Below are 26,261 nucleotides of genomic sequence, written 5' to 3' on the forward strand. Positions count from 1 at the left end.
CACGCCGTGACGTCAGCGCAACATTGCCAGCCGCACCGATCGCGCTACCACGCGGTTGTGTCTGTGTACGTTCGTCGCAGCGATCGCCTGCCGTTGAGTGCGGTGTCTGTCACCTGGCTGCCGCGATGCCTTGCATGCCCATGCTTGCCTCCGGTGCGTGAGGCAGCACCTATTGTGTTGTCAGCTTTACCCGCAGCGCCGCAGGCCACGCACACCTTGCGCAACCTACGCATGGGTGTGTGTCATGCGGCACAATCGGTCTTTCTCATTGCTGATCGCCCACATGCGCTATCCCGCCCTGGACCTGTTGCGTGGTATCGCCATCGTCTGGGTGATGCTGTTCCACGCATTTGTGGTCGGTGGGCTGGGGCCGGACTGGGCGTGGCTGTCGCGCTATGGCTGGATGGGGGTGGACCTGTTCTTCGTGCTCAGCGGGTTCCTGATCGGTAGCCAGGTGCTGACACCCTTGGCGCGCGGGCAGCGGCTGGACTTCAAAGATTTTTATCTGCGGCGCGCGTTGCGCATCCTGCCGGCGTTTGCGGTGGTGTTGCTGGTGTACATCGCGTGGCCCGGCGTGCGCGAAGCGCCCGGGCTGGCGCCATGGTGGATGTTCGCCACCTTCACCTTGAATCTATTGGTCGATTACGGCCAGCAGGCGGCGTTTTCGCATGCCTGGTCGCTGTGCGTGGAAGAGCATTTCTATCTGGTGTTTCCGCTGCTGGCCACGCTGTTGTTGCGGCGTCCGTCGGCTGGGCGGTTCATCGCGTTATGCGTGGCCGTGGTGGTGGCCGGCATCGCGTTGCGTACCAGCGTGTGGCTGCACAACACGGCGCTGGATCAGGTGGGCGGCGGGAAGCAGCGCAACTGGTTTGTCGAAGATATCTACTACCCCACCTGGAACCGCCTCGACGGCCTGCTGGCCGGCGTGGTGCTCGCGGTGCTCAAGGTATTTCGTCCGCAGGTCTGGCAACGTCTGCAGCAGCGCGGCAACACGTGGTTGCTGGCCGGCGTTGCGGTCATGGCGCTGGCACTGTGGTTGTTCCGCGAGCGCACCGGCCTGATCGGCAATGCGCTGGGCTGGCCGGTGCTCTCGTTCGGGCTGGCATTGCTGGTGCTGGCAGGCACTGCCAATAGCGCGTTTGGCCGGTTGCGGGTGCCCGGTGCGGCATGGCTGGCGGCGATTTCCTACAGCCTGTATCTGACCCACAAGGCGATGTTCCATGTGACCCAGACCTGGTTCGGCGCGGAATTGGAGGGCCGTGGCGTGCTGGCATTTGCGGTGTATGGCGCGGTGGCGCTGCTGGCGGGCGCGTTGCTGCACTACAGCGTGGAGCGCCCCTTCCTGCGGCTGCGTGGGGTGCTGCTGCGCAGCCGTGCGGGATCGCGCGGCATGCCCGAGTCGGCGTAGCGCAGCTTGCGGAATCGTTGAACAGAATCGTTGAACAGACAAGCCGCGCAGTGCGCGGCTGTCGAGGATCGCTTGTGTCTGCAGTAGACCAGCAGCGCGCGCTTGGGGGGCGCTCACCACGCGCGACGCGGGCTGGATCCTTCGCTGCCACACCGCGGATGTGGCAGCGCATCTTCACTGCGCGTCCTCTCAGGCGCAGCGTCGCTTCCTCACTGCGCGTCGCGCGCCACCTGAAATCCTGCGAACGATTGCGTCACCGGCATGATTTCCAGCCGGTTGATATTCAAGTGCGCCGGCAAGCTGGCGACGTAGAAGATCTGCTCGGCGATGTCCTCGGCCGTCATCGGGGTGGCGCCGCGGTACAGCGTGTCCGAGGCGGCCTGGTTGCCGCCGGTGCGCACCAGGGTGAACTCGGTTTCGGCCATGCCTGGTTCGATCGAGGTCACGCGTACGCCGGTGCCGTGCAGGTCCGCGCGTAAGCCCAACGAAAACTGCTGCACAAACGCCTTGGTGCCGCCGTAGACGTTGCCGCCGGTGTACGGGTAGGTCGCCGCGACCGAGGCGATGTTGATGATGGCGCCACGACGCGCGATCAGCGCCGGCAGCAGGCGGTGAGTGAGTGTGACCAGTGCGGTGACATTGGTGTCGATCATCTGCTGCCACTGCGCAAGGTCGGCCTGCTGCGCGGGCGCGGTGCCTAGTGCCAGGCCGGCGTTGTTGACCAGCACGTCGATATCGGCGAATGCGGCCGGCAGCGCGTCGATGGCGGACGACAAGGCCTGCGCATCGCGCATGTCGAACGCGGCGGTGTGCACTTGGCCGGCGGGCAGTTCGGCGGCCAGTGCGTCCAGGCGGTCGGCACGCCGGCCGGTGGCGATGACCTTCCAGCCGGCGGCGGCAAAGCGACGCACCGCGGCGCTGCCGAATCCGGAGGTGGCACCAGTGATCAGGACGGTCTTGGACATGGGAACTCCAGGGGATGGGGGATGCTTAAAGCGGCTAGAAAATAGCGAGCGCTGGTCAGGTGGATGTGGGCGGCGCGCTTAGAACCAAAGTCTACGAGTGGTCCATGCCACACCGGGAACCTGCCGCGCCCGCCTGGCGGTGAGCGCAGTGGTTGTGTCAGCCGCGCTTAGGGCACAGGAACCGGGCGTGCGGCTGCGGCCTGACGTGCGCGCAGCATGTCTGCGGTGAGCGGTTCGCGGGCGACCACATGCCCTCGGCGCAGCCGCAGCGACACATAGCCGGCCGGCGCGTCGGACGTGGCGTTCTCCGCAGCCGGCAGCGCGGCGATCAGTTCGCCATCCACCCACACCGCCGGTACCGGTGCGCGCTGGCCGGGAAACAGCACCGACAGCGGCAGCTCCGGCGGCGCCTCGGCGCAAGCACCGAGCACCACGCGATCGAGCACCAGCTGCTCTGCGTCCACGCGCCAGAACGCCTGATAGCCACGCCAGTTGGCACTGCAGCCGCCCAGCGAACTGCCCGCCTGTGCGACGAAGCGCTTCCAGGTAGCGGGGTCGTCCAGCTGCCCGGACAGGGGCTCTGCCAGCAGCAGTGCCTGCTGGCCATCGATCTGGATGTGGTCGGGAATCTGTTCGGTGGCCTGCGCCGTGCCGATCAGTGCAAGCAGTCCGAACAACGCGCTGGCGATGCGGCGCCTCACTACGTTTACTGCGCCTTGATCGCGATGGCAGGCAACCCGCTGCCAGTGAGCTTCTGCTTGGCTTCGGCCAATTCGCTTGCGGTGCCGTACGGCCCCATGCGCACGCGATAGACCGTCTTGCCGCTGATATCGGCCGATTCCACACGCGCGGCCAGGCCCATCATCGCCAGCTTGGCCTTGGTTGACTCGGCGTCGCCAGAGGCGCCGAAAGAGCCGGCCTGCAGGATGTAACGGGTGTTGTCGGTGGCGGCCGGTGCTGTCGGCGTCGTTACTGCTGCGGCCGCAGGCTTCGGTGCCGCAGCGGCCGGCGTTGTGAGTGCCGCGGTGCTGGCCGGTGCTGGCGTTGGCGCTGGACGTGTCTGGGCGGCTTCCGGCAACGGCTTGGGCGCGCTGGCGGTCGTTTCTTTCAAGGGCATCGGCACGCTGGCTGCGGGTACGGCCGACGCGACGCTGGCTGCTGCACCCGGCGCCGGCGCGATGGGCTTGCCTTCCAGCGCAGCGCGCGCACGTGCGGCTTCTTCGGCGCGCGCACTGGCAGCCAGCTCGGCGTCGGACATCTGCACTTCCTTGCCGGGCAGCAAGGTGTAGAAGTCGTACTGGGTCTGCGCATCGCCCGGCTTGGGCTGCGGCTTGGGCGCTTGCGTACTGGGCTTGGGCAACTCGGCCGGCGTATCGGTGTCTGCATCGGCCACCGGTTCGGGCTGTGCATCCGGATTGGCGCGGGGACCCACACGCAGGAAGCCGTCGCCGTCCTTCTTGAACAGGTTGGGTGCGGCCAGGAAGATCACTGCCGCAATCGCGGCGCCCGCCACCAACCACACCCAACCGGGGGTGCCATTGCTGGTGTTGCGTCGTGCCTGGCTCTTACCGCGTCGTGCTGCCATCTACCACTTCTCCGAATCGTGTCGTTGCGGGCGGTGCGCCCGGCTTGGTGCGGCGATCGCTGCCGCTGCGTCTGCCGCGTGCGGTGCAACGGATGCGCGGGCGATGGTGGATACCGCTGCTCACTGCGCAGGCAGGCGTGCGCCTCACGCCTGCCTGGCGACTTCCAGTGGCTTACATCTTTTCCGGGGCGCTGACACCGAGCAATTCCAGGCCGTTGGCAAGCACCTGCTGGGTCGCGACGGCGAGGGTGAGTTTTGCGTCGCGCTCTGCGGCATCGTCCACCAGCAGTTTGGTGTTGTGATACCACGTGTGGAAGGCATGCGCCAATTCACGCAGGTACTGCGCGATCTGGTACGGCTCCAGTGCCTGGCCGGCGATTTCCACCACTTCCGGATAGCGCGACAGCTCCAGCATCACGTTGAGCGAATGCTCGTCGTCCAGCCGAGCGAGCTGTGCAAATCCATTGGCCTGCTCGTACTTGAAGCCTTTCTCCTGCGCCTGGCGCAGCACGCTGCACACCCGTGCATGCGCGTATTGCACATAGAACACCGGGTTGTCGTTGCTCTGCGCGCGCGCCAGATCGATATCGAAGGTGAGCTGCGAATCGGGCTTGCGCGCGATCAGAAACCAACGCACCGCATCGGCACTGGTTTCTTCGATCAGGTCGCGCAGGGTGACGTAGCTGCCGGCACGTTTGGAAAGCTTCACTTCTTCGCCGCCGCGCATCACCGTGACCATCTGGTGCAGCACGTATTCCGGCCAGCCCTGCGGGATGCCCAGCTCCATCGCCTGCAGGCCGGCGCGCACGCGCGTCAGCGAGCCGTGGTGGTCGGCGCCCAGCTCGGTGATCGCGCGCTCATAGCCGCGTTGCCACTTGGTCAGGTGATAGGCCACGTCCGGCACGAAGTACGTATAGGTGCCATCGGACTTGCGCATCACGCGGTCCTTGTCGTCGCCGAAGTCGGTGGACTTCAACCACAGCGCGCCGCCTTCCTCGTAGGTATGGCCGGAGGCGATCAGCTTCCGCACCGCTTCTTCGACCTTGCCGTCCTTGTACAGCGAGCTTTCCAGGAAATAGATATCGAAGTCGACGCGGAACGCGGCCAGGTCGTGGTTCTGCTCGTTGCGCAGATAGGCCACCGCAAAGCGACGGATCGATTCAAGATCGGCCGGATCCTTGGTGCCGCTGACCAGATGACCTTCCAGGTCTACGCTGTCGCCGGCCAGATAGGCTGCTGCGACATCGGCAATGTAGTCGCCGCGGTAGCCGTTTTCCGGCCAGCCGGCGCTGTCGGGGGTGAGCCCCTGCGCGCGCGCCTGCACCGACAGCGCCAGATTCTCGATCTGCACGCCGGCATCGTTGTAGTAAAACTCGCGCTTGACGTTCCAGCCATTGGCATCGAGCACGCGCGCCAGGCTGTCGCCGATCGCCGCGGCGCGGCCATGGCCGACGTGCAGCGGGCCGGTCGGGTTGGCCGAGACGTATTCCACGCCCACCGAGCGGCCGTTACCGGCCAGCCCGCGACCATAGTCGTGGCCCTGCTTGATCACATGCGCCACTTCACGCTGATACGCGGTGGGCGCCAGATGGAAATTGATGAAGCCGGGGCCGGCGATCTCGACCTTGGCGACGTCGTCGCTGGCCGGCAACGCGGCTACCAGCGCCTGCGCCAGGGCGCGCGGGTTGCTGCGCGCGGCCTTGGCCAGCAGCATCGCGGCATTGGTGGCGAAGTCGCCGTGCTCGCGTGTCTTGGGCCGCTCGACCACAAAATCCGGCGGCAGGGTGTCGGCGGGCAAGGTGCCGTTGGCGCGCAAGGCTTCGATGCCTTGGCCGATCAGTGCGCGGAGTAGGGCTTTCACGTGGGATCTGCTTGGAACCAAACCAGCGATTTTACCCGACCGCGCGGCACACGGTCCGGCCGATGGTTCAGGTCGGCGCGGCGGTCTCATTCCAGCCAGCCGCGCTCGGCTAGCGAGACCGGGCGGCCATCGCCGATCACGAAGTGGTCGAGCAGGCGGATGTCCACCAGCTCCAGGCCCTGCAGCAGACGCTGGGTGACCGCGCGATCGGCCTCGGACGGCTCCGGATTGCCGGACGGATGGTTGTGCCCGACGATCACCGCCGCAGCGTTGTGCAGCAGCGCCCGCCGCACCACTTCGCGCGGATGGATGTCTGCGCCGTCGATGGTGCCGGTGAACAGCTCCTCGAAAGCGATCGCGCGATGGCGGTTGTCCAGAAACAGTACCGCGAACACTTCGTAGGCCCGCGCGCGCAGCCGCTGCGAGAAATAGCGGCCCACGCTGGGTGGGTCGCTCAGGGCCTCGCCACGCTCCAGTTCGCTCATCAGGTGACGATGCGCCAGTTCCATCGCGGCCCTGAGCTTGCACGCCGAGGCCGGCCCCAGCCCAGGCAGGCGCGCCAGGGCCTTGGCCGGGCGATCCAGCAACAGGCGCAGCGGGCCGTGGCGGTGCAGCAGATCGCGCGCGGTCTGGACCGCATCCTGGCCGCGCAGCCCGGAGCCGACAAAGATCGCCAGCAGCTCCGCATCGGAGAGGGCAGGAGCCCCGCGCGCCAGAAGTTTCTCGCGCGGGCGTTCGTTGGTGGGCCAGTCGTGTATGTGCATATGGCGAGATTGCCGGTGCTCATCGCCGACGCCCATCAGGCCAAGCAGGGGCATCGGCTAATCTAGTTGTCCTTGTAACCGTAGGACGACCCCGACGTGATCGGCTCCACTCAGGCCCGCCCCCTGGACGGACAGCGTTTGCTGCTGTGCGTCGGCGGAGGCATTGCCGCTTACAAATCGCTCGAACTGGTCCGTCGCCTGCGCGACGCCGGCGCACAGGTGCAGGTCGCCATGACCAGCGGCGCGCAACAATTCGTGACCCCGCTGAGCTTCCAGGCGCTGTCCGGGCAACCGACCCGCACCACGCTATGGGACAGCGCCGCCGAGCAGGCGATGGGGCATATCGAACTGGCCCGCTGGGCCGACCGGGTGATCGTGGCCCCGGCCACCGCCGATCTGCTCGCGCGCCTGGCGCACGGGCTGGCCGACGACCTGGTCACCACGCTGTGCCTGGCCACGACCGCGCCGCTGACCGTGGCCCCGGCGATGAACCACCGCATGTGGCTGCACCCGGCGACCCAGGCCAATATCGCGACCCTGCGCGGGCGTGGCGTGGCGGTGGTCGGCCCCGACGACGGCCCGCTGGCCGAAGGCGAGTCCGGTCCCGGCCGCCTGGCCGAACCGGCGGCGATCATTGCCGCGCTGGCCGCCACTGCCACTGCGCCTGCCGCCGATGCATCGCCGGGCACTGCCGCGCCGGCCTTCGTGCCCAGCAGCGCCGAGCTGGACGGCCTGCGCATCGTCATCAGCGCCGGCCCGACCTTCGAAGACCTGGACCCGGTGCGCTACGTCGGCAACCGCAGCAGCGGCAAGATGGGCTATGCGCTGGCTGCCGCCGCTGCGCGCCAGGGCGCCGAGGTGGTGCTGGTCAGCGGGCCGGTGCACCAGGTCACGCCGGTCGGCGTGCAGCGCATCGACGTGCGCTCGGCTGCGCAGATGCGCGATGCGGTACTGGGTGCGTTCCCGGCCGATATCTACATCGGCGCCGCTGCGGTCGCCGACTACACGCCCAAGCGTGTGGTCGCGCAGAAGATCAAGAAGACCGGCGAAACGCTGACCCTGGAACTGGTGCGCACCCCGGACATCCTGTCCGAGGTCGCCGCGCAGACCGGCGCGCTCAAGCTGGTGGTCGGGTTTGCGGCCGAAACGCACGACGTGGAGCACTACGCGCGTGGCAAGCTGGCAGCCAAGCGGCTGGATCTGATCATCGCCAACCAGGTGGGGATCGTCGGCGGCGGCTTCGAAAGCGACAACAATGCCGCCACCGCCTATTGGCAGGGTGGCGAGCGCGCATTTCCCACTAGCAGCAAGACCGAACTGGCCGACCAACTGCTGGCCCTGATCGCGGAGAGATTGCAGGCATGAGCCACCCGACCCACTCCTTGCAGGTGAAGTTGCTCGACCCACGCTTTGGCGATGTCTGGCCGCTGCCGGCCTACGCCACCGAAGCCAGCGCCGGCATGGACCTGCGCGCCGCGCTGGAAGCGCCGATGACGCTGGAGCCGGGCGATGCGGCGTTGATTCCCAGCGGTATCGCGATCCATTTGGCCGACCCGCAGGTGTGCGCGGTGATCCTGCCGCGCTCCGGGCTGGGCCACCGCCACGGCATCGTGCTGGGTAACGGCACCGGGCTCATCGATGCCGACTACCAGGGCCCGCTGCTGATCAGCACCTGGAATCGCGGCCGCGAGGCCTTCACCATCGAGCCGGGCGACCGGATTGCGCAATTGGTGATCCTTCCGATCGTGCGCGTAGGCTTGCAAGTGGTGGATACTTTCGTGGACAGCGCGCGGGGAGCGGGTGGATTCGGCCACACCGGCGTGCGCTGACGGGGGAGTCTCATGAGCAAGGCGAACGAGCGCAGGCAGGGGATGTCGAGCGTGCGTACGAGTGGTCCGGTGTTGGGAGGCATGTTGTTGCTGCTGGCCGTCTGGTTCGGTTGGAGCAGTTACGCGCAATGGCGTGAGGATGCGGCCGCCCAGAACCTGGCACAGGCGCGCGACCGCGCCGTGCAGGATGTTGGCAAGGCGATGGCGGCGCAGGCCACCCAGCTCGATGCCGTGCTCAAGCAGCCGCCGGTGGCCGGTGCGTTGGCCAATGGGGACGCTTTGGCGGCCGCCTCGGCGATCCGCGAGCGCTTCAAGGGCGCCGAGGACGTGCAGGTACTGCCTGGCGATCTGGCGGCGGCCTATGCCAACCCCAAGGATTTCGGCTATGCGCGGCTGAGTCTGCTTGAATCGGCGTTGGTGGCCGACCGTGCGCAGGTGCATGTGGTGCGCGATGCCAAGCAGGTGCGTCTGGGTGTAGCCGCCGCGGTGCGTCTGGGTGCACAGCCCGCGGTGGCCTATGCGCGGCTGCCGGTGCTGCGCCTGACCGGCCCGCTGGATGCGATCGCGGTGCCCGGCAGCGCCTACCTGGCGTTGCGCCAGGGCAGCTACAACGTGGCCCAGCAGGGCGACGTGAGCTTGGCCGATGCGGCCGAAACACTGGCAAAACCGCTCGGCTCCAGCGGCCTGCGTGTGGCTGCTGCAGTCCCGCAAAGCGATAGCGGGCCACTGGGCCTGGGCGCGCTTGGCTGCGCCATCGTCGCCGCGTTGCTGGTCATCGTCGCGGTGTTGCTGGTGCTGGCCAGCCGTGGCCGGGTGGCGCTGCCGCGTCGCCGCGTTGCCGGCGAGTCGGCCACCGACGAACCGACCTTCAGTCAAAGCCTGCAGCACGACGCCAGCCTTGCCAGCGACGTGCGCGTGCTGGACGAGGCGACAGCGCCTGCGCCGCCGCCGCTGGTGCCGGCGGTGCAGATCGCCAGCGAGATGTTCCGCGCCTACGACATACGCGGCGTGGTCGGTAAAGACCTCAATCCCGGCGTTGCCGCGTTGATCGGCCAATCCATCGGCAGCGTGATGCAGGCGCAGGGGCTGCGCGATGTGGTGGTGGGGCGCGACGGGCGTCTGTCCGGACCGGAGCTGACCAATGGCCTGATCGAAGGCCTGCGGCGCGCCGGCTGCAACGTGACCGACATCGGCCTGGCGCCCACGCCGGTGGTGTATTTCGGCGCCTATGAACTGCGCGCCGGCAGCTGCGTTGCAGTCACCGGCAGCCACAATCCGCCCGACTACAACGGGTTCAAGATCGTGATCGGCGGCGAGACGCTGTCCGGCGCTGCGATCGCCGAGCTGCATCAGCGCATCAACGAAGGCCGCCTGCATACCGCAGCCACGCCGGGTGAGCTGGAACAGCGCGACATCAGCGATGCCTACATCCAGCGCATCGCCGACGACGTACAGCTGGACCGCCCGATCAAGGTGGTGGTGGATGCCGGCAACGGCGCGGCCGGCGAGATTGCGCCGCGTCTGCTGGAAGCCATCGGTGCCGAGGTCGTGCCGCTGTATTGCGATATCGACGGCACTTTCCCCAATCATCACCCCGACCCGAGCGAGCCGCACAACCTCGACGATCTGTTGAAGATGGTGCAGCGCTTCGATGCGGACATCGGCGTGGCCTTCGATGGCGATGCCGACCGTCTGGGTGTGGTTACCAAGGAGGGCAAGGTGGTCTTCCCCGACCGCCTGCTGATGCTGTTCGCCGCCGACGTGCTGCAGCGCAACCCCGGCGCCCTGGTCATCTACGACGTGAAGTGCACCGGCAAGCTGTCGGACTACGTGCTGCGCAACGGCGGCAGCCCGCTGATGTGGAAGACCGGGCATTCGCTGATCAAATCCAAGATGCGCGAAACCGATGCCGAACTGGCCGGTGAGATGAGCGGGCATTTCTTCTTCAAGGAACGCTGGTACGGCTTCGACGACGGCATCTATGCCGCTGCGCGCTTGCTGGAAATCCTGGCCCAGCGTGAGGAAACCCCGTCCGAAGTGCTGGATGCCTTGCCGGAAAGCGTGTCCACCCCGGAGATCAAGGTGCCGGTAGAGGGCGATGCGCATGCGCTGGTGGCGCGCTTTGTCGAGCGCGCGCAAGCCGGGGAAGAGTCGCCCTTCGAATCGGCGCGTTTGTCGACGATCGACGGCCTGCGTGCGGATTTTGTCGATGGCTGGGGCCTGGTGCGTGCGTCCAATACCACGCCGATCCTGGTGCTGCGTTTTGAAGCCGACACCGACGCTGCATTGGAGCGCATCCGAGCGCTGTTCCGCAGCCAATTGCAGGCATTGCTGCCCGAGCACCCGCTGGGGTTCTGAGCCGCGCACGCTGAGGTAAGCGCGCCCAACGCGTGGGCCGCGCTCACGGTCAGCTGGGTTGCCTGATGCGCGGCAGAACAGCCGCGCATCGACTCGGCGCTTGCCGACGGATGTCGAGCGAGCGAGCACGATCAGGTTCTTGTGCCGCCCGCGCTTGCCAGGCACGCGGGGGCATGAGGCGCAGGTTCCTGTTGTGCAGCGTGGTCGTCGGGCAACAGCCACACCGCGTCCCAGTACGGGTACGCGCCGATCCGCTCCGCCAGGCCGGCACGTAACGGCAGTGCGATCAAGCGGCGGGCGAATTGCCGACAATCGACCTGCAACGCCAGCGCGCTCGCCTCAATCTCCGGTTGCCAGACCGTGCCGCCGCGCCCACGCGCCCGATTGACCGCTTCGCCGGCGGCCTGCCGTGCAGCAGTCGCTGCGTGCAGCACGGTGGGTTTATCTGGCGCCTGCAGCAAGGCGCACCACATCTCTGGCAGCAACACCCAACACAGCACCTGCGCACCGAGCCAGCTGCGTGGCATCGCCAGGATGGCGGCCGCTGCACGCGCGCAGCGCCAGTCCGCAAACAGCGGTACGTGCTGATGCGTGTGCAGACGCACGTGCCAATGCGGTGTGGCAGGTGTGGACACGGCAAACGGGCGGTGGAGCAGGGCGCTGGGCATGACCACAGCGTGCCCATGGCCTCAGCGCAGCGACATCGGCCGCCGGCGCGGTCTCAGGTCAGTCAATCGCGTATCGCCATGTCCGGACAAACGCATCGATTGTCGGCGCTGCTGCGGGCACAGCTGGTCGCACAGAACCCAAAACATCACTTGCAACGACAACAGCATCCACTCAACACGCTAGCGGCTAGCCGCTAGCCAAATCCCAAATCCCAAATCCCAAATCCCAAATCCCAAATCCCAAATCCCAAATCCCAAATCCCAAATCCCAAATCCCAAATCCCAGCCCTCAATGCTCCGCCCGATCCCGCTTCCAGCCGCGATGCTTCACATCCAGATACAGGCTGTAGAACGCGGTAAACGCCGGGAACATGTTCTGTAGCACGCCCACCGAATCCTGCTTGGCCGAGAACACGAAGTAGCTCAGTGTCATCAAGCTGCCGACCACGCTCATGTACCAGAACATCCGCGGAATCACCGGCTTGCCGGCACGCTTGGAGGCGACGAACTGCACCAGCCAGCGCCCGCCGAACATCAGTGCGCCCACATAGCCGATCAACTTCCAGCCGGTGACGTGGATGCCGGTCCAGTACAGCCAGGTCAGCTGCTGGTCGAGAAAGGTCGGTTCCATCAACGCTCCTCCGCCACGGTGCGCTTGCTGCGGGTGATCAGCCACGCCACGCCGCGCAGGTCGCGGATGCCGACCAGCGCGCGATTGAGATTGTTGTACTTGGACACGCCGGCGGTGCGATGGCGGTGGTTGACCGGCACGCTGATCGTGCGCCAGCCGGCGCGCTGCATCAGTGCCGGCAGGTAGCGGTGCATGTGATCGAAGTAGGGCAGGTCCAGAAACGCCTCGCGCTCGAACAATTTGATGCCGCAGCCGGTGTCGGGCGTGTTGTCCTGCAGCATGCGCGAGCGGATCGCGTTGGCCCACTTGCTGGCCCAGCGCTTGGACCCGGAATCCTGCCGGTTGACCCGCCAGCCGGCGAACAATTTGACCTGCGGCTCGGCCTGGCTACGCGCGATCAACAGCTTGGGAATGTCGGCCGGGTCGTTCTGGCCGTCGCCATCGAGCGTGGCGATCCAGCTGGCGCGCGCGGCCTTGACCCCGCTGCGCACTGCGGTGCTCTGGCCGCTCTGGGTGACGTGGTGCAGCACCCGCAGTTCCGGCGTGGTGGTCTTCAGGCCTTGCAGCACCGCCAGGGTGTCGTCGCGCGAATGGTCGTCGACATAGACGATCTCGAAGGCCACCAGGCCGCGCAAGGCGACGACGATTTCGCCGATCAGGGCTGCGACGTTATCGCGCTCATTGAACACCGGGACGACGACGGAAAGCTGAGGTTGGCTCATGGATTCGTGGTGGCCCGATGATGGCTGAGCAAAAAAGATCGCGCATTGTGCCCTGACCGTCTGAGCCAGGCATGAAGCTGAGGCGCGTTATGTGCAGTGGAGCGCGCGCAAAACGGCCTATAGCGTTGGCGCAGGCAATCAGCGCGGCTATCGAACGGCGCAAGCCTGCATCCTTCGGCGTGCCCCAGGACTCACCACATCGTAGTGTACGAACACACGCAGGGCGCGTACTGCCTGAGTGCCACGCGGCTGCGATGGGCTCAGGCACGCTCGCCGAAGTAGCTGCGGCACCACTCCACGACCTGCGGCAAGCCGCGCTCCACCGGGGTGGCCGGATCGAAGCCGAACGCGGCCTGCGCGCGCTGCGTGTCGGCCATGGTGCGGATCATGTCGCCTGGTTGCATCGGCTTGTACACCTTTTCGGCCGGGCGGCCCGCGGCCTGGGCGATCACGTCGATGAAATGTTCCAGTTCCACCGGGGTGTGGTTGCCCAGGTTGAACACCCGGTGCGGGATCGCCTCGCCGCTGGGGGTGTCCAGCGCGCCCAGCACGCCGGCCACAATATCGGCCACGAAGGTGAAGTCGCGCTGCATCTTGCCGTGGTTGAACACCTCGATCGGGCGTCCGGCCAGCACCGCGCGGCTGAAGATCAGCGGCGCCATGTCCGGCCGGCCCCACGGGCCATACACGGTGAAAAAGCGCAGCCCGGTGGCGCGCAAGCCGTACAGCTGCGCATAGGTGTAGCCCATCAATTCGTTGGACGCCTTGGTGGCCGCGTACAACGAACGCGGCTGATCCACACGCTGGTCTTCGGAAAACGGCGGGGTGGCCGAATCGCCGTAGACCGAGCTGCTGGACGCATACACCAAGTGCTGCACGCCGCGGTGCCGGCATAGCTCGAGCATGTTGACGAAGCCGACCAGGTTGCTGTCGACATAGGCAGACGGGTTTTCCAGCGAATAACGCACCCCGGCCTGTGCGGCCAGATGCACCACGCGGGTGGGCTGGATCTCGTCGAACAGCGCCGCCAGGCCCTCGCGGTCGGTCAGGTCCAGCGTGCGGATGTCGATCTGCGGGCACAACGCCGCCACCCGATCGCGCTTGAGCTGCGGGTCGTAGTAGCTGTTGTAGTTGTCCAGGCCCACCACGTTCTCGCCACGCGCAGCCAGTGCGCGGCAGGTGTAGGCGCCGATGAAACCGGCGGCGCCGGTGACGAGGATGGTCATGGCAGTGGTCCTGAAAACATCAAAGGGAGGCGAGGAAGCAGTGCTCAGAACAGCCCGAAAAAGCGCTTCTTCGCCACATTGCGGCGGCGCAGGTCGATGTTGTCCTGAATCTTGCTGGCATCGAAGCGGTCCAGCAGTGCATCGCTGCCCTGGCTCAGCTTCAATGCCATTTCTTCCGGATACAACGGCACCGCCGTCATGAAGGCGATGGTTTTGTCGGCATCGATGCGCAGATGCGCGAACTCTGGCGGCGCGCTCAGCGGCGGCAGCACGATCGCGCCGTCGAAGGCGACGCCGGGCGCATACGGCTCGGCCGGGTTGCCATTGGGAACGGTATGGCCAAACCCCAGCCAGGTGTCGAACTTGTGCGGCAGCCGCGCAAGGTTCTTGAGCAGGCGGATGGGCCAGTAATGGCGCTCGTCGTCGAAGTCGCGCTGGTCCATCGGCCAGTCGCCCGGCAGGCTCAGCATCAGCTCCATGTAGCGCGGCGCCTCCACTCCGTCGGGCAGCGTCATCGGCAGATCGCTCATGCCCGAGGTCACCAGGCGCAGGGACGACGAGTGCGCATTGGGCGGCACGATGTGCACGTCCAGATGCACGGTGTCGGAGAGGATTTCATGAAATACGTTCGCAATCGGCCCGAGGTGCTGCTCGATATGCGCGCTGATCTGCTCGATGCTTTCTTCGCCGCGTGCCGGCTCGAAGTCCTTGGCCTGCGCGTGATGCAGGATCGGGCTGCCGGACGGGCTGATCGTCTCGTCGGCGTGGCTCATGGGCGGTGTTTGCCGTCGCTGCTGCTGCCAGTGCCGGTATTGGCGACACGGCGCGCCGGCAGCGGTGCAGTGGCTGGCGCCTCTGCGCGCTCGGCTGCCAACGTTGCCTTGCGCTCGGCGCTGAAGTCCCACCAATTGCGTGCCGGCGCGCCCTGCATGAAGCGCACCAGCGACAGGAACACATCGATCACGCACGGGTCATGGGTGACGCCGGTGCGCAGGCAGAGCTGGGCGTACATGTCGTAGGCATCGCGGCCGTGCAGCTGCGCCGGCATGCGGATGCCGATCCGCTGCAGATCCTTTTCGCAGGCCGGCCCGACGTTGGGCAAGTCGGTCAGGCGCAGCAGATGCGCGCGGTCCACTTTGGCGGGATGCATCGCTAATTCTCCTGCGCTGGCTGCATCACCCCTTGCGGGTGCGCAAGCGTTCCAGCACGCCTTCCAGGGTGTCCAGGTCGGTGTAATGGATCACCAGCTTGCCCTTGCCGCCGCGGCCGTGATTGAACACCACCTTGGTGCCCAGCGATTCGGACAGCTCGGTCTGCAGCGACGCGATATCGGCCTGCGGCGCAGCGGTGACTGGCTTGCCCTTGCGCAGCGAGCCCGGCACCTTGCCGGCGGCGAACTGCTGCGCGCGGTGTTCGACCTCGCGCACCGACCAACCCTGGTCGGCCGCTTCCTGCGCCAGTTTGCTTGCCAGTTCCGGCGCCAGCGTGAGCAGCGCACGCGCATGGCCCATTTCCAGGCGGCGGGTTTCCAGCAGCACCCGGATCGCCACCGGCAATTCCAGCAGCCGCAGCAGGTTGGACACCGACGCCCGCGAGCGGCCCACCGCTTCGGCGGCCTCGGCGTGGGTCAGCGAAAATTCGTCGATCAACCGCTGCAGCGCCTGCGCTTCTTCCAGCGGGTTGAGGTCTTCGCGCTGGATGTTCTCGATCAGCGCCATCGCGATGACGGTGCGGTCGTCCAGCTCGCGCACCACTACCGGCACTTCGCTCAGCCCGGCCAGCTGCGAGGCGCGCCAGCGGCGTTCGCCAGCCACGATCTCAAACTGCGCCGGCCCCAATGCGCGCGCCACGATCGGCTGGATCACGCCCTGCGCCTTGATCGACTCCGCCAGCTCGGCCAGCTTGACCTCGTCCATCTCGCGGCGCGGCTGGTACTTGCCCGGCTGCAGTTGCCCCACCGGCAACTGGCGCAGGGTGTCGCCCGGCTGCAGCGCGTCTTCGCTGGTTGCGCCAGGTGCCGTTGCTGCTGCTGCGCCCTTCGGTCCCAACAGCGCTTCCAGGCCACGGCCCAGACCGCGCTTCTTTGCCAGGGGCGGCTTGCTCATCAGACGGTCTCCACGGGCCGGACGGCCTTGTTGCGGTCGTTCTGGCGGCGCACGATTTCGCCGGCCAGCCCCAGGTACGCCACGCCACCGCGCGAGGTGCGGTCGTAACCGAGGATGCTCTGGCCATGGCTGGGCGCCTCGGCCAGGCGCACGTTGCGCGGCACGATGGTGCGGAACACCTTGTCGCCAAAATGCTCGGTTAGCTCGGCCGACACCGCATTGGCCAGGTTGTTGCGGATATCGAACATCGTGCGCAGCACGCCTTCGATTTCCAGCGCCGGGTTGAGGTTGGCACGCAGCGCTTCGATGGTTTCCAACAGCGCGGTCAACCCTTCCAGTGCGTAGTACTCGCACTGCATCGGCACGATGATCGAGTCGGCCGCGGTCAGCGCATTGAGCGTCAGCAGCGACAGCGCCGGCGGGCAGTCGATCAGGATGAAGTCGTACTCGTCGCGGATCGGCGCCAGTGCGCGCTTGAGCCGCTGCTCGCGCTCGCCCTGATCCATCAGCTGGATCTCGGCGGCGGTCAGATCGATGTTGCCCGGCAGCAGGTCGAAGCCTTCCGGCGCGGTCACCCGGATCTCGGCAGCGGTGTTCTCGCCCAGTAGCAGATCGCAGGTGGAGGCGGCCACATCGCGCTTGTCGATGCCGCTGCCCATGGTGGCGTTGCCCTGCGAGTCCAGATCCACCAGCAACACACGCTTGGGCGCGCGCGCCAGGCCGGCCGCCAGATTGACTGCCGTCGTGGTCTTGCCGACGCCGCCTTTCTGGTTGGCAATGGCGATGATCCGGGCCATGCGGGAGAGCCTCGTGGGCAAGGAGTAAGACCGGCCATTATGCGGGCAGGGCGTCGGATCGGGAAATGCCGCCCGCAGCGGCGCAGCGGGCGAGCGGGAATGCCGCCTGTGCGGTTCAGCCGGTGGGCGCGGTGGCGCCGGGCGGTTCCTTCATGGCGCGGTAGCGCTGAAGGATGTCGGCAATTTCGCCGTCCAGCGCGGTGCGCTGCTGCTCGAAGCTGGTCTGCAGCCGCAACTGCGCCATCAGTTCTCGATGGCGTTGCTGGATGTCGCCGGCCAGCTTGTCGGCCACTGCCTGGCCGGCCAGCTCGCGGTCGCCGGCGGCACGCAACATGCTGACCAGGCCCTCGCGCAGGCTGGTGACATTGAAGCGTGCGGTGTGGATGTTGTTGTCCACGATGGCGATGCGCTCGTTGAACACCCGGCGCAGGTCGTCCTCGCTCTGATACGACATCAGCATGGCCTGATCGGTGCGCTGGCGCATCTGCTCGGCGGCCAGGTCGGCCTGGCGTTGTTGCTCATTGGCCGCGGCCGCAGCGCGCTCGTCGCTACTCAACGCGCGCTGTACCTCGGCGCTGCGCATGCCGCTTTTGACGTTGAACTCGTCGCGCGCCTGATTCACCGCCTCCGGTGGCAGCGTATCGCTGCACACCCGGGCGCCGTTCTGGTTCCAGCAATACAACTTCTTGGCAGCCGGCTTGTCCTGCGCAGCAACCGGCACGGCCATGACAGCCACGGTCACGGCAGCGAGTAACGCCAAACGTCTGTGTTTCGGCATCATCGCAGCCCCCTGTCGCCTGCCGTCAGCCTGTGGTGTCGGTTCCGTAGCGGCCACGATAGGCCAGCAGCGGTTCCCGGTAGCCGACAAGGTCGGCGTTTCCTGCCGCAAAAGCAAGCAGATCGGCCAGGTTGGCCACCGCGATCACCGGGATGCCGGCCTCGGCCGCCACCGCTTGCGCCGCCGAACGGCGGTCCTGCTCGGAGGCGATCTCCTGCCGGTCCAGCGCCACCACGATGCCGGACGGCGTACCGCCAGCGGCGCGAATGATGCCCAGCGCCTCGCGGATCGCGGTGCCGGCGGTGATCACGTCATCGACGATCAGCACCTTGCGCCCGGCCAGCGGCGCGCCGATCAGGCTGCCGCCCTCGCCATGATCCTTGGCTTCCTTGCGGTTGAACGCCAGCGGCAGATCGCGCCCGCGCCCGGCATAGGCACAGGCCAGCGCGGTGGCCAGCGGGATGCCCTTGTAGGCGGGGCCGAACAGCAGGTCGAACTCCACCCCGGCCGCATCGATCGCATCGGCATAGCACTGCGCCAGCTGCGCGGTCTTGACCCCGGAATCGAAGCGCCCGGCGTTGAAGAAGTACGGGCTGAGCCGCCCGGACTTGAGCGTGAACTCGCCAAAGCGCAGGGCATCGGCGCCCAGCGCCAGCTGCAGGAAACGGGTGCGGTGGTCGGTCATTGGACGGGAATGGGGAATAGGGAATGGAGAATCGTAAAGCCTACCCCAGCCGCACAAGGAAGGCTGCCGGTGCGCGATGCGTTTACCATTCCCTATTCCCGACTCCCCATTCCCGGCCCCCAATGCGCATCATCAGTTTCAACGCCAACGGCCTGCGCTCGGCCGCCAGCAAAGGTTTCTTCGAGTGGTTCGCCACCCAGGACGCGGACGTGCTGTGCATCCAGGAAACCAAGGCGCAGGAGCATCAGCTGACCGGGCCGGAATTCCTGCCCGCTGGCTACAAGGCCTGGTTTCGCGATGCGAGCACCAAGAAGGGCTACAGCGGCGTGGCGATCTACGCCAAGCGCGCGCCCGACGAAGTGCGCACCGCGCTGGGCTGGCCGGAGTTCGACGAAGAAGGCCGCTACATCGAAGCGCGCTTCGGCAATCTGAGTGTCGTGTCCTTCTATATCCCGTCCGGGTCTTCCGGCGAGCTGCGCCAGGGCTACAAGTTCCAGGTGATGGAGTGGCTGCGGCCGATTCTGGACGAGTGGCTGGCCAGTGGTCGCCAGTACGTGCTGTGCGGCGACTGGAACATCGTGCGCTCGGCGCTGGACATCAAGAACTGGAAGTCCAACCAGAAAAATTCCGGCTGCCTGCCGCCCGAGCGCGACTGGCTCAACGGCCTGTGCGCCGACGCGGCAAGCGAAGCCAGCGCTGCCGACGGCCGTGGCTGGGTCGACAGCTACCGCGTCCTGCATCCGCAGGGCGAGGACTACACCTGGTGGAGCAATCGCGGCGCGGCGCGCGCCAACAATGTCGGTTGGCGCATCGACTACCAGCTGGTCACCCCCGGTCTGCGCGACGCATTGCAGGCCTGCGCGATCTATCGTGAGCAGCGCTTCTCCGATCACGCGCCGTATATCGTGGATTACGCGCAGTGAGTGAGCGCGTGCACCCGGCCGGCGCTGCGACCGGTAAGGATGGACGGTCGATTGGTTCAGTGCCTGCAACCAACAAAGACATGGCTGCGATGAGGATCGGCATGTGGACAGCACGTCGCTGCTGGGGTCTGGTCACTGCAGGTATTGCGCATACCCTCTGGACCGGCCTGCTCGCCTCCGGGAGCTCGGCCTGCGCGCCGGCTGCTGACAATCCACCGGCCGTATCGCTCGCCAATCGCTTCCGCCGGCTGCACGCATGACCAAGTCCGCGCCAAAATACAAAGGGTTGCGCGGCATCCGGCAGGCATTCGCCACCCCATCGGCGGCGACCATGGCGCTGCTGGGTTTCGGCAGCGGGCTGCCATTCCTGCTGATCGCCTCGCAGACGTTGTCGACCCGGCTGCGCGATGTCGGCCTGGACCTGGGCAGCATCGGCCTGATCAGCCTGGCCAGCTTCTTCTATCTGCTCAAATTCCTGTGGGCGCCGCTGATCGACCGCTACGCGTTTCCGCTGACCGCCTTCCTGGGCCGTCGCCGGTCCTGGCTGCTGGTCGCGCAGATCGGCGTGACCATCGGCCTGGTCGCACTGGCGTTTTCGCGGCCGGACCTGAGCGTCACCGGGCTGGTGAGCTGGGTGCTGTTCGCCTCGTTCTGGGGCGCCACCCAGGATTCGGTTGTGGATGCCTATCGCATCGAGATCGCCCCGGAGACCGCACAGGCCGCGTTGGCCGCGACCTACACGCTTGGGTATCGCGTCGGCTTGATCCTGGGCGGCGCGGGTGCGCTGTACATGGCCGAATACCTCGACTGGACCTGGGCCTATCTGGGCATGTCGGCGTTGATGGTGCTGCCGATCATCACCACCCTGGTATGCCGGGAGCCGGACCGCCCCGAAGCCACCGTGGTACGCCGCGTCGACGTTGCGGGTGCGTTCTGGCAGCCCATTTCCAGCTTCTTTTCCAGCAATGGCCTGGCGCTGGGGATTGTGCTGCTGTTATTCGTTGGCCTGTACAAGTTCCCGGACCAGGTGATCGGCGTGATGGCTGGCCCGTTCTATCTGGACTCCGGCTACACCAAGGCCGACATTGCCACCGTCTCCAAGCTGTTCGGTGTCTGGATCGGCATTGCCGGTGCCTTCGCCGGTGGTGCCGCAGTGGCGGCGTTCGGCTTTCGCCGCATGTTGTTGGTGGCCGCGCTGGGAGTGGCGCTGTCCAATCTGGCCTTCCTGCTGATGGCGCACAACCCGGGCAAGCTGTGGGCGTTCTATGCCGCGCTCAGTGCCGACAACCTGTTCCAGGGCTTTGCTGCCACCGTGCTGGTGGCCTTTATGTCGTCGCTGACCGATCGCAACTTCACTGCCACCCAGTACGCACTGCTGGTGTCGCTGGCCAATCTACCGGGCAAGTTCGCCGGCGGCGTGTCCGGGTTCCTGGTCCAGGCCACCTCATACAGCACTTTCTTCATCCTCAGCGCGCTCACCGTGATTCCCACCCTGGCATTGCTGGCCTGGCTATGGCCGCGCTTGCTGGCACACGACCGGCGGCCGGATTGAAACGTCCGCCAAGGTTGCCGATGATGCCGGCGGGGCAATCCATCGCACGAGGAAGGGCATGACCGATCTGGTGTTGCGTGATATCGATCCGGTGCTGGTAGACCGCATCCGCCGCATTTCCGTCGCACGCGGCTGGACCCAGCACCAGACCGTCATGCATCTGCTCGAACAAGGCCTGTTCGCCAGCGAGTTCGAAGTCACCGGTGGCCTGCAGCACCCGGAAGTCGATGCCCTGGCCGAAGCCATCGCCGCGCTCAAGGCGCTGCCGGCCGGCAACACGCCTTAGAGCGGCTGACAGAACCGGCGCGGACAGTCGTCGGATGGGTGCCGTACGCGTGCTCAGAATCGCAGTTGCGAGTGGTAAGCCAGGCTTGCCAGCACTGCACGCGCCCGCCTGGCGGTGCGCGCAGTTGTCTTGTTAGCCGCTCTCCGCGGTCACTCTCTACCTGCGCGCCTTGCAAGGTGTTTGTCGTAAAGCTTCAGCTCAATCGATGCATCCAGTTGCGCAGGCCAGGCCAGTCGTTATGTATGCAGCGGCCATGGATTACTGAACATGCATCACTCGCTAAGCGCTAAGGCTCGATAGCGGCCGGCAAGCTTGCGTGTTTTTCAGAACCACCTCGCTGCGTTGGCCTTGGCAACCTGGCGCGTGGCGCCAGCGCGGGCCCCTGGCTTAGGGCGCCAGCGTTGGTCGTGTGGCGATTCACGCCGGATAGATCGCCCCCAGCAGTCGCGGCCCCGCAGCCCCGGTGACCGAAGGCAGATTTGCCGGTCGCCCGGCCAGCAATTCGGCCGCCAGCCATGCAAATCCCATCGCCTCGAGATAATCCGGGTCCAGCCCGTGTCGCGCGCTGGATTCCACCACCACACCTGGCAGCCGCGCCGCCAGCCGCGCCATCAGTACCGGATTGCGCACGCCGCCGCCGCACACCAGCACGCGGCGGGTCTGCGGCTGCAGGCGCAGCAAGGCATCGGCCACGGTAGCGGCAGTGAGCTCGAGCAAGGTCGCCTGTACATCGGCGGGCTGCAGCGTCGCGCTGCCCATCGCCTGCCGCACCCAGGCCAGATGGAAATGTTCGCGCCCAGTGCTCTTGGGCGGCGCCAGCGCAAACCACGGGTCGGCCAGCAACGCCTGCAGCAATGACGCATCCACACTGCCACTGGCAGCAAACGCACCCTCGGCGTCGAACGCCGTGCCGCAATGGTGCAGGCACCAGCTATCCAGCAACGCATTGGCCGGGCCGGTATCGAAGCCCAGCACCGTGCCGTCGCGCGGAATCAAGGTCAGGTTGCCGATCCCGCCCAGATTGAGCACGGCGCGGTCTTCATCGCCGGCCCCCAGCATCGCCAGATGAAACGCCGGCATCAGCGGTGCGCCCTGGCCCCCGGCTGCCACATCGCGGCGGCGGAAGTCGGCCGCCGTGGTGATCCCGGTGTGCTCGGCAATCCGGCTCGCATCGCCGATCTGCCAGGTAAAGGCCGGGTCGCCGGTCGGCCGATGGCGAATGGTTTGCCCATGCGAGCCGATTGCGCGGATGTGCTGCCGCGCGATGCCACAGGTGTCGATCAATTGATTGGCCGCGTCCGCGAAGGCCAGGCCTACCTGCGCATCCAGCTGGCCCAGCGCATCGATGGCGATGGTCTCGGCGCCCTGGCCCAGCGCCACCAACGTCTCGCGCAGCTGCGGTGCCCACGGCACCGTCATGCCTGCCACCAGTTCGCAACGACAGTGGCGGTCATCGGCAAAACGCACCAGTGCGGCATCGATGCCATCGGCGCTGGTGCCCGACATCAGGCCCAGATACAGCGGGGAGTTTTCGTGTTCCAGAACAGTCATGCCAGAGCCAATTGCGCAGCGGTCACCCAGCTTGTGCAGCTCAGGGAGGCCAGTCAACTGGCCTGTCGATGGGCTGGCCCGGAAGGGCGGTGACCCTTACAAGCGAAGGCCGCCAGCAGACAGGAATCCACGCGACCATCTAGGAGCGGCGAGCAAAGCGTCGCGAGCAATCGTCAGGTGGGAATGGACGACGCGGAAAAACCGGAGTGTACGAGGGTGAGCTGCTGCACCGAGCACCGTCCGCGCCCGTCTGTTGGCTGCAACGTAGCTTTGTCAGCTGCTGTCAATGCGCCGCTGACGTCTTCACCGCTTCCGCTGATTGCAACAGTTTGCTGACGTGCTGGTCGGCGCGGACACGCCTGCCGACCAAGGCCACTGCCAAGAGCGCCCCGCAGATCTCAAGCGAACTCGCGCAACTGCAGTCGCTCGGCACGGCGGCACGCGGACCAGTGCTACCCGCACCGGTTAATGCCCGCCGCAGTCCTCAGCCGCGCGACTTGTTCTTGGCGGGTTTGTTGGCGTCGGCATAGATCATCTTTTCCATGCCTTCGATGCGCGCCATGGCCGGAGCGGTCTGTGCACGGAAGGCCGCCAGTTCGGCGCCCTGCAGCGGCTCCGGCGGCGGCATCGTCACCGACATCGGGTTGCGCTGCTGCCCGGCGACGCGGAATTCGTAATGCAGATGCGGGCCGGTGGCCAGGCCGGTCATGCCGACATAGCCAATCACCGTGCCCTGATTGATGCGCTGGCCGGCCTTGACCTTGCCGAAGCGCGACATATGCCCGTACAGCGTGCTGTAGTTCTTGCCGTGATCCAGGATCACAACATTGCCGTAGCCGCGCTGGGTGCCGACGAACACCACCCGCGCATCGCCGGCCGCCATGATCGGCGTGCCCGACGCGGCCGCGTAATCCACACCTTTATGCATGCGCATCGTGCCCAGCACCGGATGCTTGCGCGCACCGAAGGTGGAGCTGATGCGGCTATACGCCACCGGCATGCGGATAAAGCTCTTCTTCAACGGCCGGCCGGTGATGTCGTAATACTCGGCCGGCTTGCCGGCGCGCTCGAAGCGGAATCCGGTGTAGGTCTTGCCGCCGGTGGTGAAGGTCGCCGCCAGGATGTCGCCGGTGTTGATCCGCTCGCCCTCGCGCCAGGTTTCATCCATCACCACGCTGAAACGGTCGCCTGGCTGCAGATCCTTATCGAAGTCGATGTCGTACTTGAAGATCTCGTCGGTCATGATCGCCACCGCAGCTGGCGACAGCCCGGACTTGCCGGCCGAGGCGGACAGCGAACTGCTGATCTCACCGCTGGCCACCACGGTGCGCGTGGTCGTCGCGCGCTCGGTCACCTTTTCGCGCACGCTGTCGCCCAACAGGCGCAATTCCACCCGATGGCTGTCGTCGCGATCAAAGCGCAGTGCTCGTAACTCACCCGGCGTCGGCAGATCGAACGCAATCTCGGTACCCGGGCGCAGCTTGGTCAGCGCCTCCTTGGTACCCGGATGCGCCAGCACCTGATACATCACCGCGGTCGGGATTCCCAACTCCCCGAACAAGGTGCTCAGCGTCTGTCCCGACTTGACCTGCAGGATTTCCCACTCGGTGCTCGGCGCCAGCTGCTTGCGGCTGGGCACCAGCGGAGGCAATGGCAATGCCAGCGTGGAATGGCTGGAGAGCGGGGTGTCGATGGCATTGGAGAAACCCGGCACGATCGTGGCCACCATCGCGCCGATGGTCGCGAACAGGCTGGCGTGGATCCAGTGACGGCGGGTCCAACGGTCGTTGAATGCAGCCGGGAGGTGCTGCTTGAGCTTGCGATGCAGTGCAGTGTCGTGGAGGACGTGGAGGCGTTCTTGAAAGCGCCGCTTGCGTGCACGGCCCTGCTCTGAGTTCTGCATCGTTGGATTTCCTCGCTGGCTCGAAGTGCGAGCCCAATCGCCGGTACCATAGACAGCCTGTAACAGCGCGTCAAACCATTGAGCCTGTTCATTATTTTCACTTGGCGCGGAATTAACCTGCGTTTAACATCATTCACGTTGTTGACGGCAAACGCCGCTGGAGTCTGTGGTTGGCCACTATCGAAGAATCCCTCGCACTCATCGGCCGTGGCGCCGACGAGATTCTCAAGCTCGATCAGCTTGAAGCCCGCCTGACGTCGGGCGTTCCGCTGCGGGTGAAGGCCGGCTTCGACCCCACAGCGCCGGATCTGCACCTGGGTCACACCGTGTTGCTCAACAAGATGCGGCAATTTCAGGAGCTGGGTCACCAGGTCATTTTTCTGATCGGCGACTTCACCGGCATGATCGGCGACCCGAGCGGCAAGAACGTCACCCGCAAACCCCTCAGTCGCGACGATGTGCTGGCCAATGCCCGCACCTATGAAGAGCAGGTCTTCAAGATCCTGGACCGCGAGCGCACCGAAGTACGCTTTAACTCCGAGTGGTTCGGCCAGATGAGCGCCGCCGACATGATCAAGCTGTCCGCCCAGCACACCGTGGCGCGCATGCTCGAGCGCGACGATTTCGCCAAGCGCTTCGCCGGCCAGCAGCCGATCGCCATCCATGAGTTCCTCTATCCATTGGTGCAAGGCTACGACTCGGTGGCGTTGGAGGCCGACGTCGAGCTGGGCGGCACCGATCAGAAGTTCAACCTGTTGATGGGCCGTGGTCTGCAGGAGCATTACGGCCAGGCACCGCAGGTCGTGCTGACCATGCCGTTGCTGGAAGGGCTGGACGGCGTCGCCAAGATGTCCAAGTCACTGGGCAACTACATCGGTATCAATGAGCCGGCGATCGATATCGTCACCAAGACCATGAAGATCGGCGACGAGCTGACCTGGCGTTGGATCGATCTGTTGTCCTTCGACATCGGCGTGGCCGAAGCGGCACGCCTGAAAGAGCAGGTCGCCTCCGGTGAACTGCATCCGCGCGATGTCAAATTGCGCCTGGCCCGCGAACTGACGGCGCGTTTCCACGATGCGGCGATAGCCGAGCAGGCTATCGCGGGCTGGCACGCCGTAGTGACGGGGCAGGGCGACACCAGTCTGCTGCCGCTGCAGGAGGTCGTGGTCCCGGCGGAAGGACTGCGGATCGCCAGCCTGCTGACGGCTGCCGGGCTTACGCCGAGCAACTCAGAGGCCAATCGCAAGCTCAAGGAGCGTGCGGTCAAGATCGACGGCGAGGTGATCGAGGATGCCGGCCGCGTCTTTGGCCCAGGATTCGAAGCCGTTATCCAGGTGGGCAAGCGCAATTTCGCCAGGGTGTTGCTGGTCGCTGCGTGAGCCGGCTGCAGCGTTGCTGCACAGCCGCAACATTGGGTCGCTGTCGCAACACTCTATATATGTGAGTCGCGACCCATCCGTTGCCTTTCAATGTGTCCTGCGAGGCCAAACGAGTGCCAGCGCAAGCATTTGGCAATCCCGTGAAATTTTTTTCACAAAAAGCTTCCCAAAATTGTTTCGTAGGCATATAGTTCGCCTCCCCCGACGCAACGGACTCCGCAAACGCGGAACCAGAGCGAAAGGGTTCGAAAATCCCCTGAAATTAGGGTGTTGACGAAACGA

General features: G+C 66.0%; 24 protein-coding genes and 1 pseudogene. 8 read left to right on the forward strand and 17 right to left on the reverse strand.

Features of this window, described 5'->3' with window-relative positions; genetic code table 11:
• Positions 1-283: 283 nt before the first annotated feature.
• The gene (locus RQH86_RS20310) at positions 284-1,408 is read left to right on the forward strand and encodes an acyltransferase (RefSeq protein ID WP_311239126.1); all 1,125 of its coding nucleotides are present in this window, start codon (positions 284-286) and stop codon (positions 1,406-1,408) included.
• Between the two features lie 209 nt (positions 1,409-1,617).
• Here the strand turns inward: RQH86_RS20310 and RQH86_RS20315 are convergent, their stop codons facing one another.
• From RQH86_RS20315 to radC, 5 genes are all read right to left on the reverse strand, one after another.
• Positions 1,618-2,373: an SDR family NAD(P)-dependent oxidoreductase gene (locus tag RQH86_RS20315; protein ID WP_311239127.1), complete on the reverse strand. Its 756-nt coding sequence runs from the start codon at positions 2,371-2,373 to the stop codon at positions 1,618-1,620.
• Between the two features lie 167 nt (positions 2,374-2,540).
• Positions 2,541-3,074, reverse strand: coding sequence for a hypothetical protein (locus RQH86_RS20320; protein ID WP_311239128.1), 534 nt, complete (start codon positions 3,072-3,074; stop codon positions 2,541-2,543).
• 5 nt (positions 3,075-3,079) lie between these two features.
• Positions 3,080-3,958: an SPOR domain-containing protein gene (locus tag RQH86_RS20325; protein WP_311239129.1), complete on the reverse strand. Its 879-nt coding sequence runs from the start codon at positions 3,956-3,958 to the stop codon at positions 3,080-3,082.
• Between the two features lie 172 nt (positions 3,959-4,130).
• On the reverse strand, positions 4,131-5,819 hold the full coding sequence (gene argS / locus RQH86_RS20330) for an arginine--tRNA ligase (RefSeq protein WP_115514128.1): 1,689 nt from the start codon (positions 5,817-5,819) through the stop codon (positions 4,131-4,133).
• A gap of 86 nt (positions 5,820-5,905) precedes the next feature.
• Positions 5,906-6,619 (reverse strand): DNA repair protein RadC, encoded by a 714-nt coding sequence (gene radC, locus RQH86_RS20335; protein ID WP_193552513.1) that lies wholly within the window; start codon positions 6,617-6,619, stop codon positions 5,906-5,908.
• 60 nt (positions 6,620-6,679) lie between these two features.
• On the opposite strand from radC, the gene coaBC reads away from it, so the two are divergent.
• Genes coaBC through RQH86_RS20350 form a run of 3 tightly spaced genes read left to right on the forward strand, consistent with a single transcriptional unit; the run spans position 6,680 to position 10,770 of the window.
• The gene (coaBC, locus tag RQH86_RS20340) at positions 6,680-7,948 is read left to right on the forward strand and encodes a bifunctional phosphopantothenoylcysteine decarboxylase/phosphopantothenate--cysteine ligase CoaBC (RefSeq protein WP_311239130.1); all 1,269 of its coding nucleotides are present in this window, start codon (positions 6,680-6,682) and stop codon (positions 7,946-7,948) included.
• Positions 7,945-8,412, forward strand: a complete 468-nt coding sequence (dut, locus tag RQH86_RS20345) for a dUTP diphosphatase (protein ID WP_055847387.1) — start codon at positions 7,945-7,947, stop codon at positions 8,410-8,412. The genes coaBC and dut overlap by 4 nt, the downstream gene beginning before the upstream one ends.
• 12 nt (positions 8,413-8,424) lie before the next feature.
• Complete coding sequence (locus RQH86_RS20350) at positions 8,425-10,770, forward strand: phosphomannomutase/phosphoglucomutase (protein WP_311239131.1); 2,346 nt, start codon at positions 8,425-8,427, stop codon at positions 10,768-10,770.
• Positions 10,771-10,901: 131 nt separating this feature from the next.
• Here the strand turns inward: RQH86_RS20350 and RQH86_RS20355 are convergent, their stop codons facing one another.
• The 10 genes and pseudogenes from RQH86_RS20355 to pyrE all read right to left on the reverse strand — a co-directional run bounded on the left by RQH86_RS20355 (position 10,902) and on the right by pyrE (position 18,382).
• A complete protein-coding gene (locus tag RQH86_RS20355) occupies positions 10,902-11,438 on the reverse strand; it encodes a hypothetical protein (RefSeq protein ID WP_311239132.1) in 537 nt (178 codons plus the stop codon).
• Between the two features lie 289 nt (positions 11,439-11,727).
• A complete protein-coding gene (locus tag RQH86_RS20360) occupies positions 11,728-12,069 on the reverse strand; it encodes a lipid-A-disaccharide synthase N-terminal domain-containing protein (protein ID WP_055847392.1) in 342 nt (113 codons plus the stop codon).
• A complete protein-coding gene (locus RQH86_RS20365; RefSeq protein WP_055847395.1) occupies positions 12,069-12,791 on the reverse strand; it encodes a glycosyltransferase family 2 protein in 723 nt (240 codons plus the stop codon). Before RQH86_RS20365 ends, RQH86_RS20360 begins: the two co-directional genes overlap by 1 nt.
• 260 nt (positions 12,792-13,051) lie before the next feature.
• On the reverse strand, positions 13,052-14,017 hold the full coding sequence (locus tag RQH86_RS20370; protein ID WP_311239133.1) for an SDR family NAD(P)-dependent oxidoreductase: 966 nt from the start codon (positions 14,015-14,017) through the stop codon (positions 13,052-13,054).
• Between the two features lie 44 nt (positions 14,018-14,061).
• Positions 14,062-14,790, reverse strand: coding sequence for a suppressor of fused domain protein (locus RQH86_RS20375; RefSeq protein WP_311239134.1), 729 nt, complete (start codon positions 14,788-14,790; stop codon positions 14,062-14,064).
• A gap of 89 nt (positions 14,791-14,879) precedes the next feature.
• A pseudogene (locus RQH86_RS20380) lies at positions 14,880-15,167 on the reverse strand (helix-hairpin-helix domain-containing protein); the annotation flags it as partial.
• Positions 15,168-15,192: 25 nt separating this feature from the next.
• The gene (locus tag RQH86_RS20385) at positions 15,193-16,122 is read right to left on the reverse strand and encodes a ParB/RepB/Spo0J family partition protein (RefSeq protein WP_055847405.1); all 930 of its coding nucleotides are present in this window, start codon (positions 16,120-16,122) and stop codon (positions 15,193-15,195) included.
• Positions 16,122-16,919 carry an AAA family ATPase gene (locus tag RQH86_RS20390; RefSeq protein ID WP_055847409.1) on the reverse strand — a complete coding sequence of 266 codons (798 nt, stop codon included), beginning with the start codon at positions 16,917-16,919 and terminating at the stop codon, positions 16,122-16,124. Before RQH86_RS20390 ends, RQH86_RS20385 begins: the two co-directional genes overlap by 1 nt.
• A gap of 115 nt (positions 16,920-17,034) precedes the next feature.
• Positions 17,035-17,646: a hypothetical protein gene (locus RQH86_RS20395; RefSeq protein ID WP_311239135.1), complete on the reverse strand. Its 612-nt coding sequence runs from the start codon at positions 17,644-17,646 to the stop codon at positions 17,035-17,037.
• 76 nt (positions 17,647-17,722) lie between these two features.
• Entirely contained in the window at positions 17,723-18,382 is a 660-nt protein-coding gene (gene pyrE / locus RQH86_RS20400; RefSeq protein ID WP_104617280.1) for an orotate phosphoribosyltransferase, read from the reverse strand.
• Between the two features lie 122 nt (positions 18,383-18,504).
• Here pyrE and RQH86_RS20405 point away from each other — a divergent pair, with 122 nt between their 5' ends.
• The 3 genes from RQH86_RS20405 to RQH86_RS20415 all read left to right on the forward strand — a co-directional run bounded on the left by RQH86_RS20405 (position 18,505) and on the right by RQH86_RS20415 (position 21,143).
• Entirely contained in the window at positions 18,505-19,305 is an 801-nt protein-coding gene (locus tag RQH86_RS20405; protein WP_055847415.1) for an exodeoxyribonuclease III, read from the forward strand.
• A gap of 256 nt (positions 19,306-19,561) precedes the next feature.
• Positions 19,562-20,857 carry an MFS transporter gene (locus tag RQH86_RS20410; RefSeq protein WP_311239136.1) on the forward strand — a complete coding sequence of 432 codons (1,296 nt, stop codon included), beginning with the start codon at positions 19,562-19,564 and terminating at the stop codon, positions 20,855-20,857.
• A 58-nt stretch (positions 20,858-20,915) separates the two neighbouring features.
• Complete coding sequence (locus RQH86_RS20415) at positions 20,916-21,143, forward strand: hypothetical protein (protein ID WP_055847421.1); 228 nt, start codon at positions 20,916-20,918, stop codon at positions 21,141-21,143.
• 417 nt (positions 21,144-21,560) lie between these two features.
• On the opposite strand, the gene RQH86_RS20420 is transcribed toward RQH86_RS20415, so the two are convergent.
• Together RQH86_RS20420 and RQH86_RS20425 are read right to left on the reverse strand one after the other, a co-directional pair.
• Positions 21,561-22,694 carry an anhydro-N-acetylmuramic acid kinase gene (locus RQH86_RS20420; RefSeq protein ID WP_311239137.1) on the reverse strand — a complete coding sequence of 378 codons (1,134 nt, stop codon included), beginning with the start codon at positions 22,692-22,694 and terminating at the stop codon, positions 21,561-21,563.
• A gap of 484 nt (positions 22,695-23,178) precedes the next feature.
• Complete coding sequence (locus RQH86_RS20425) at positions 23,179-24,597, reverse strand: M23 family metallopeptidase (RefSeq protein ID WP_055847426.1); 1,419 nt, start codon at positions 24,595-24,597, stop codon at positions 23,179-23,181.
• A gap of 170 nt (positions 24,598-24,767) precedes the next feature.
• On the opposite strand from RQH86_RS20425, the gene tyrS reads away from it, so the two are divergent.
• Entirely contained in the window at positions 24,768-25,979 is a 1,212-nt protein-coding gene (tyrS, locus tag RQH86_RS20430; RefSeq protein ID WP_311239138.1) for a tyrosine--tRNA ligase, read from the forward strand.
• The last annotated feature ends 282 nt before the right edge of the window (positions 25,980-26,261 follow it).

The organism is Xanthomonas sp. WCS2018Noco2-27, assembly GCF_031843525.1.
In the GTDB taxonomy this organism is placed as follows: domain Bacteria; phylum Pseudomonadota; class Gammaproteobacteria; order Xanthomonadales; family Xanthomonadaceae; genus Xanthomonas.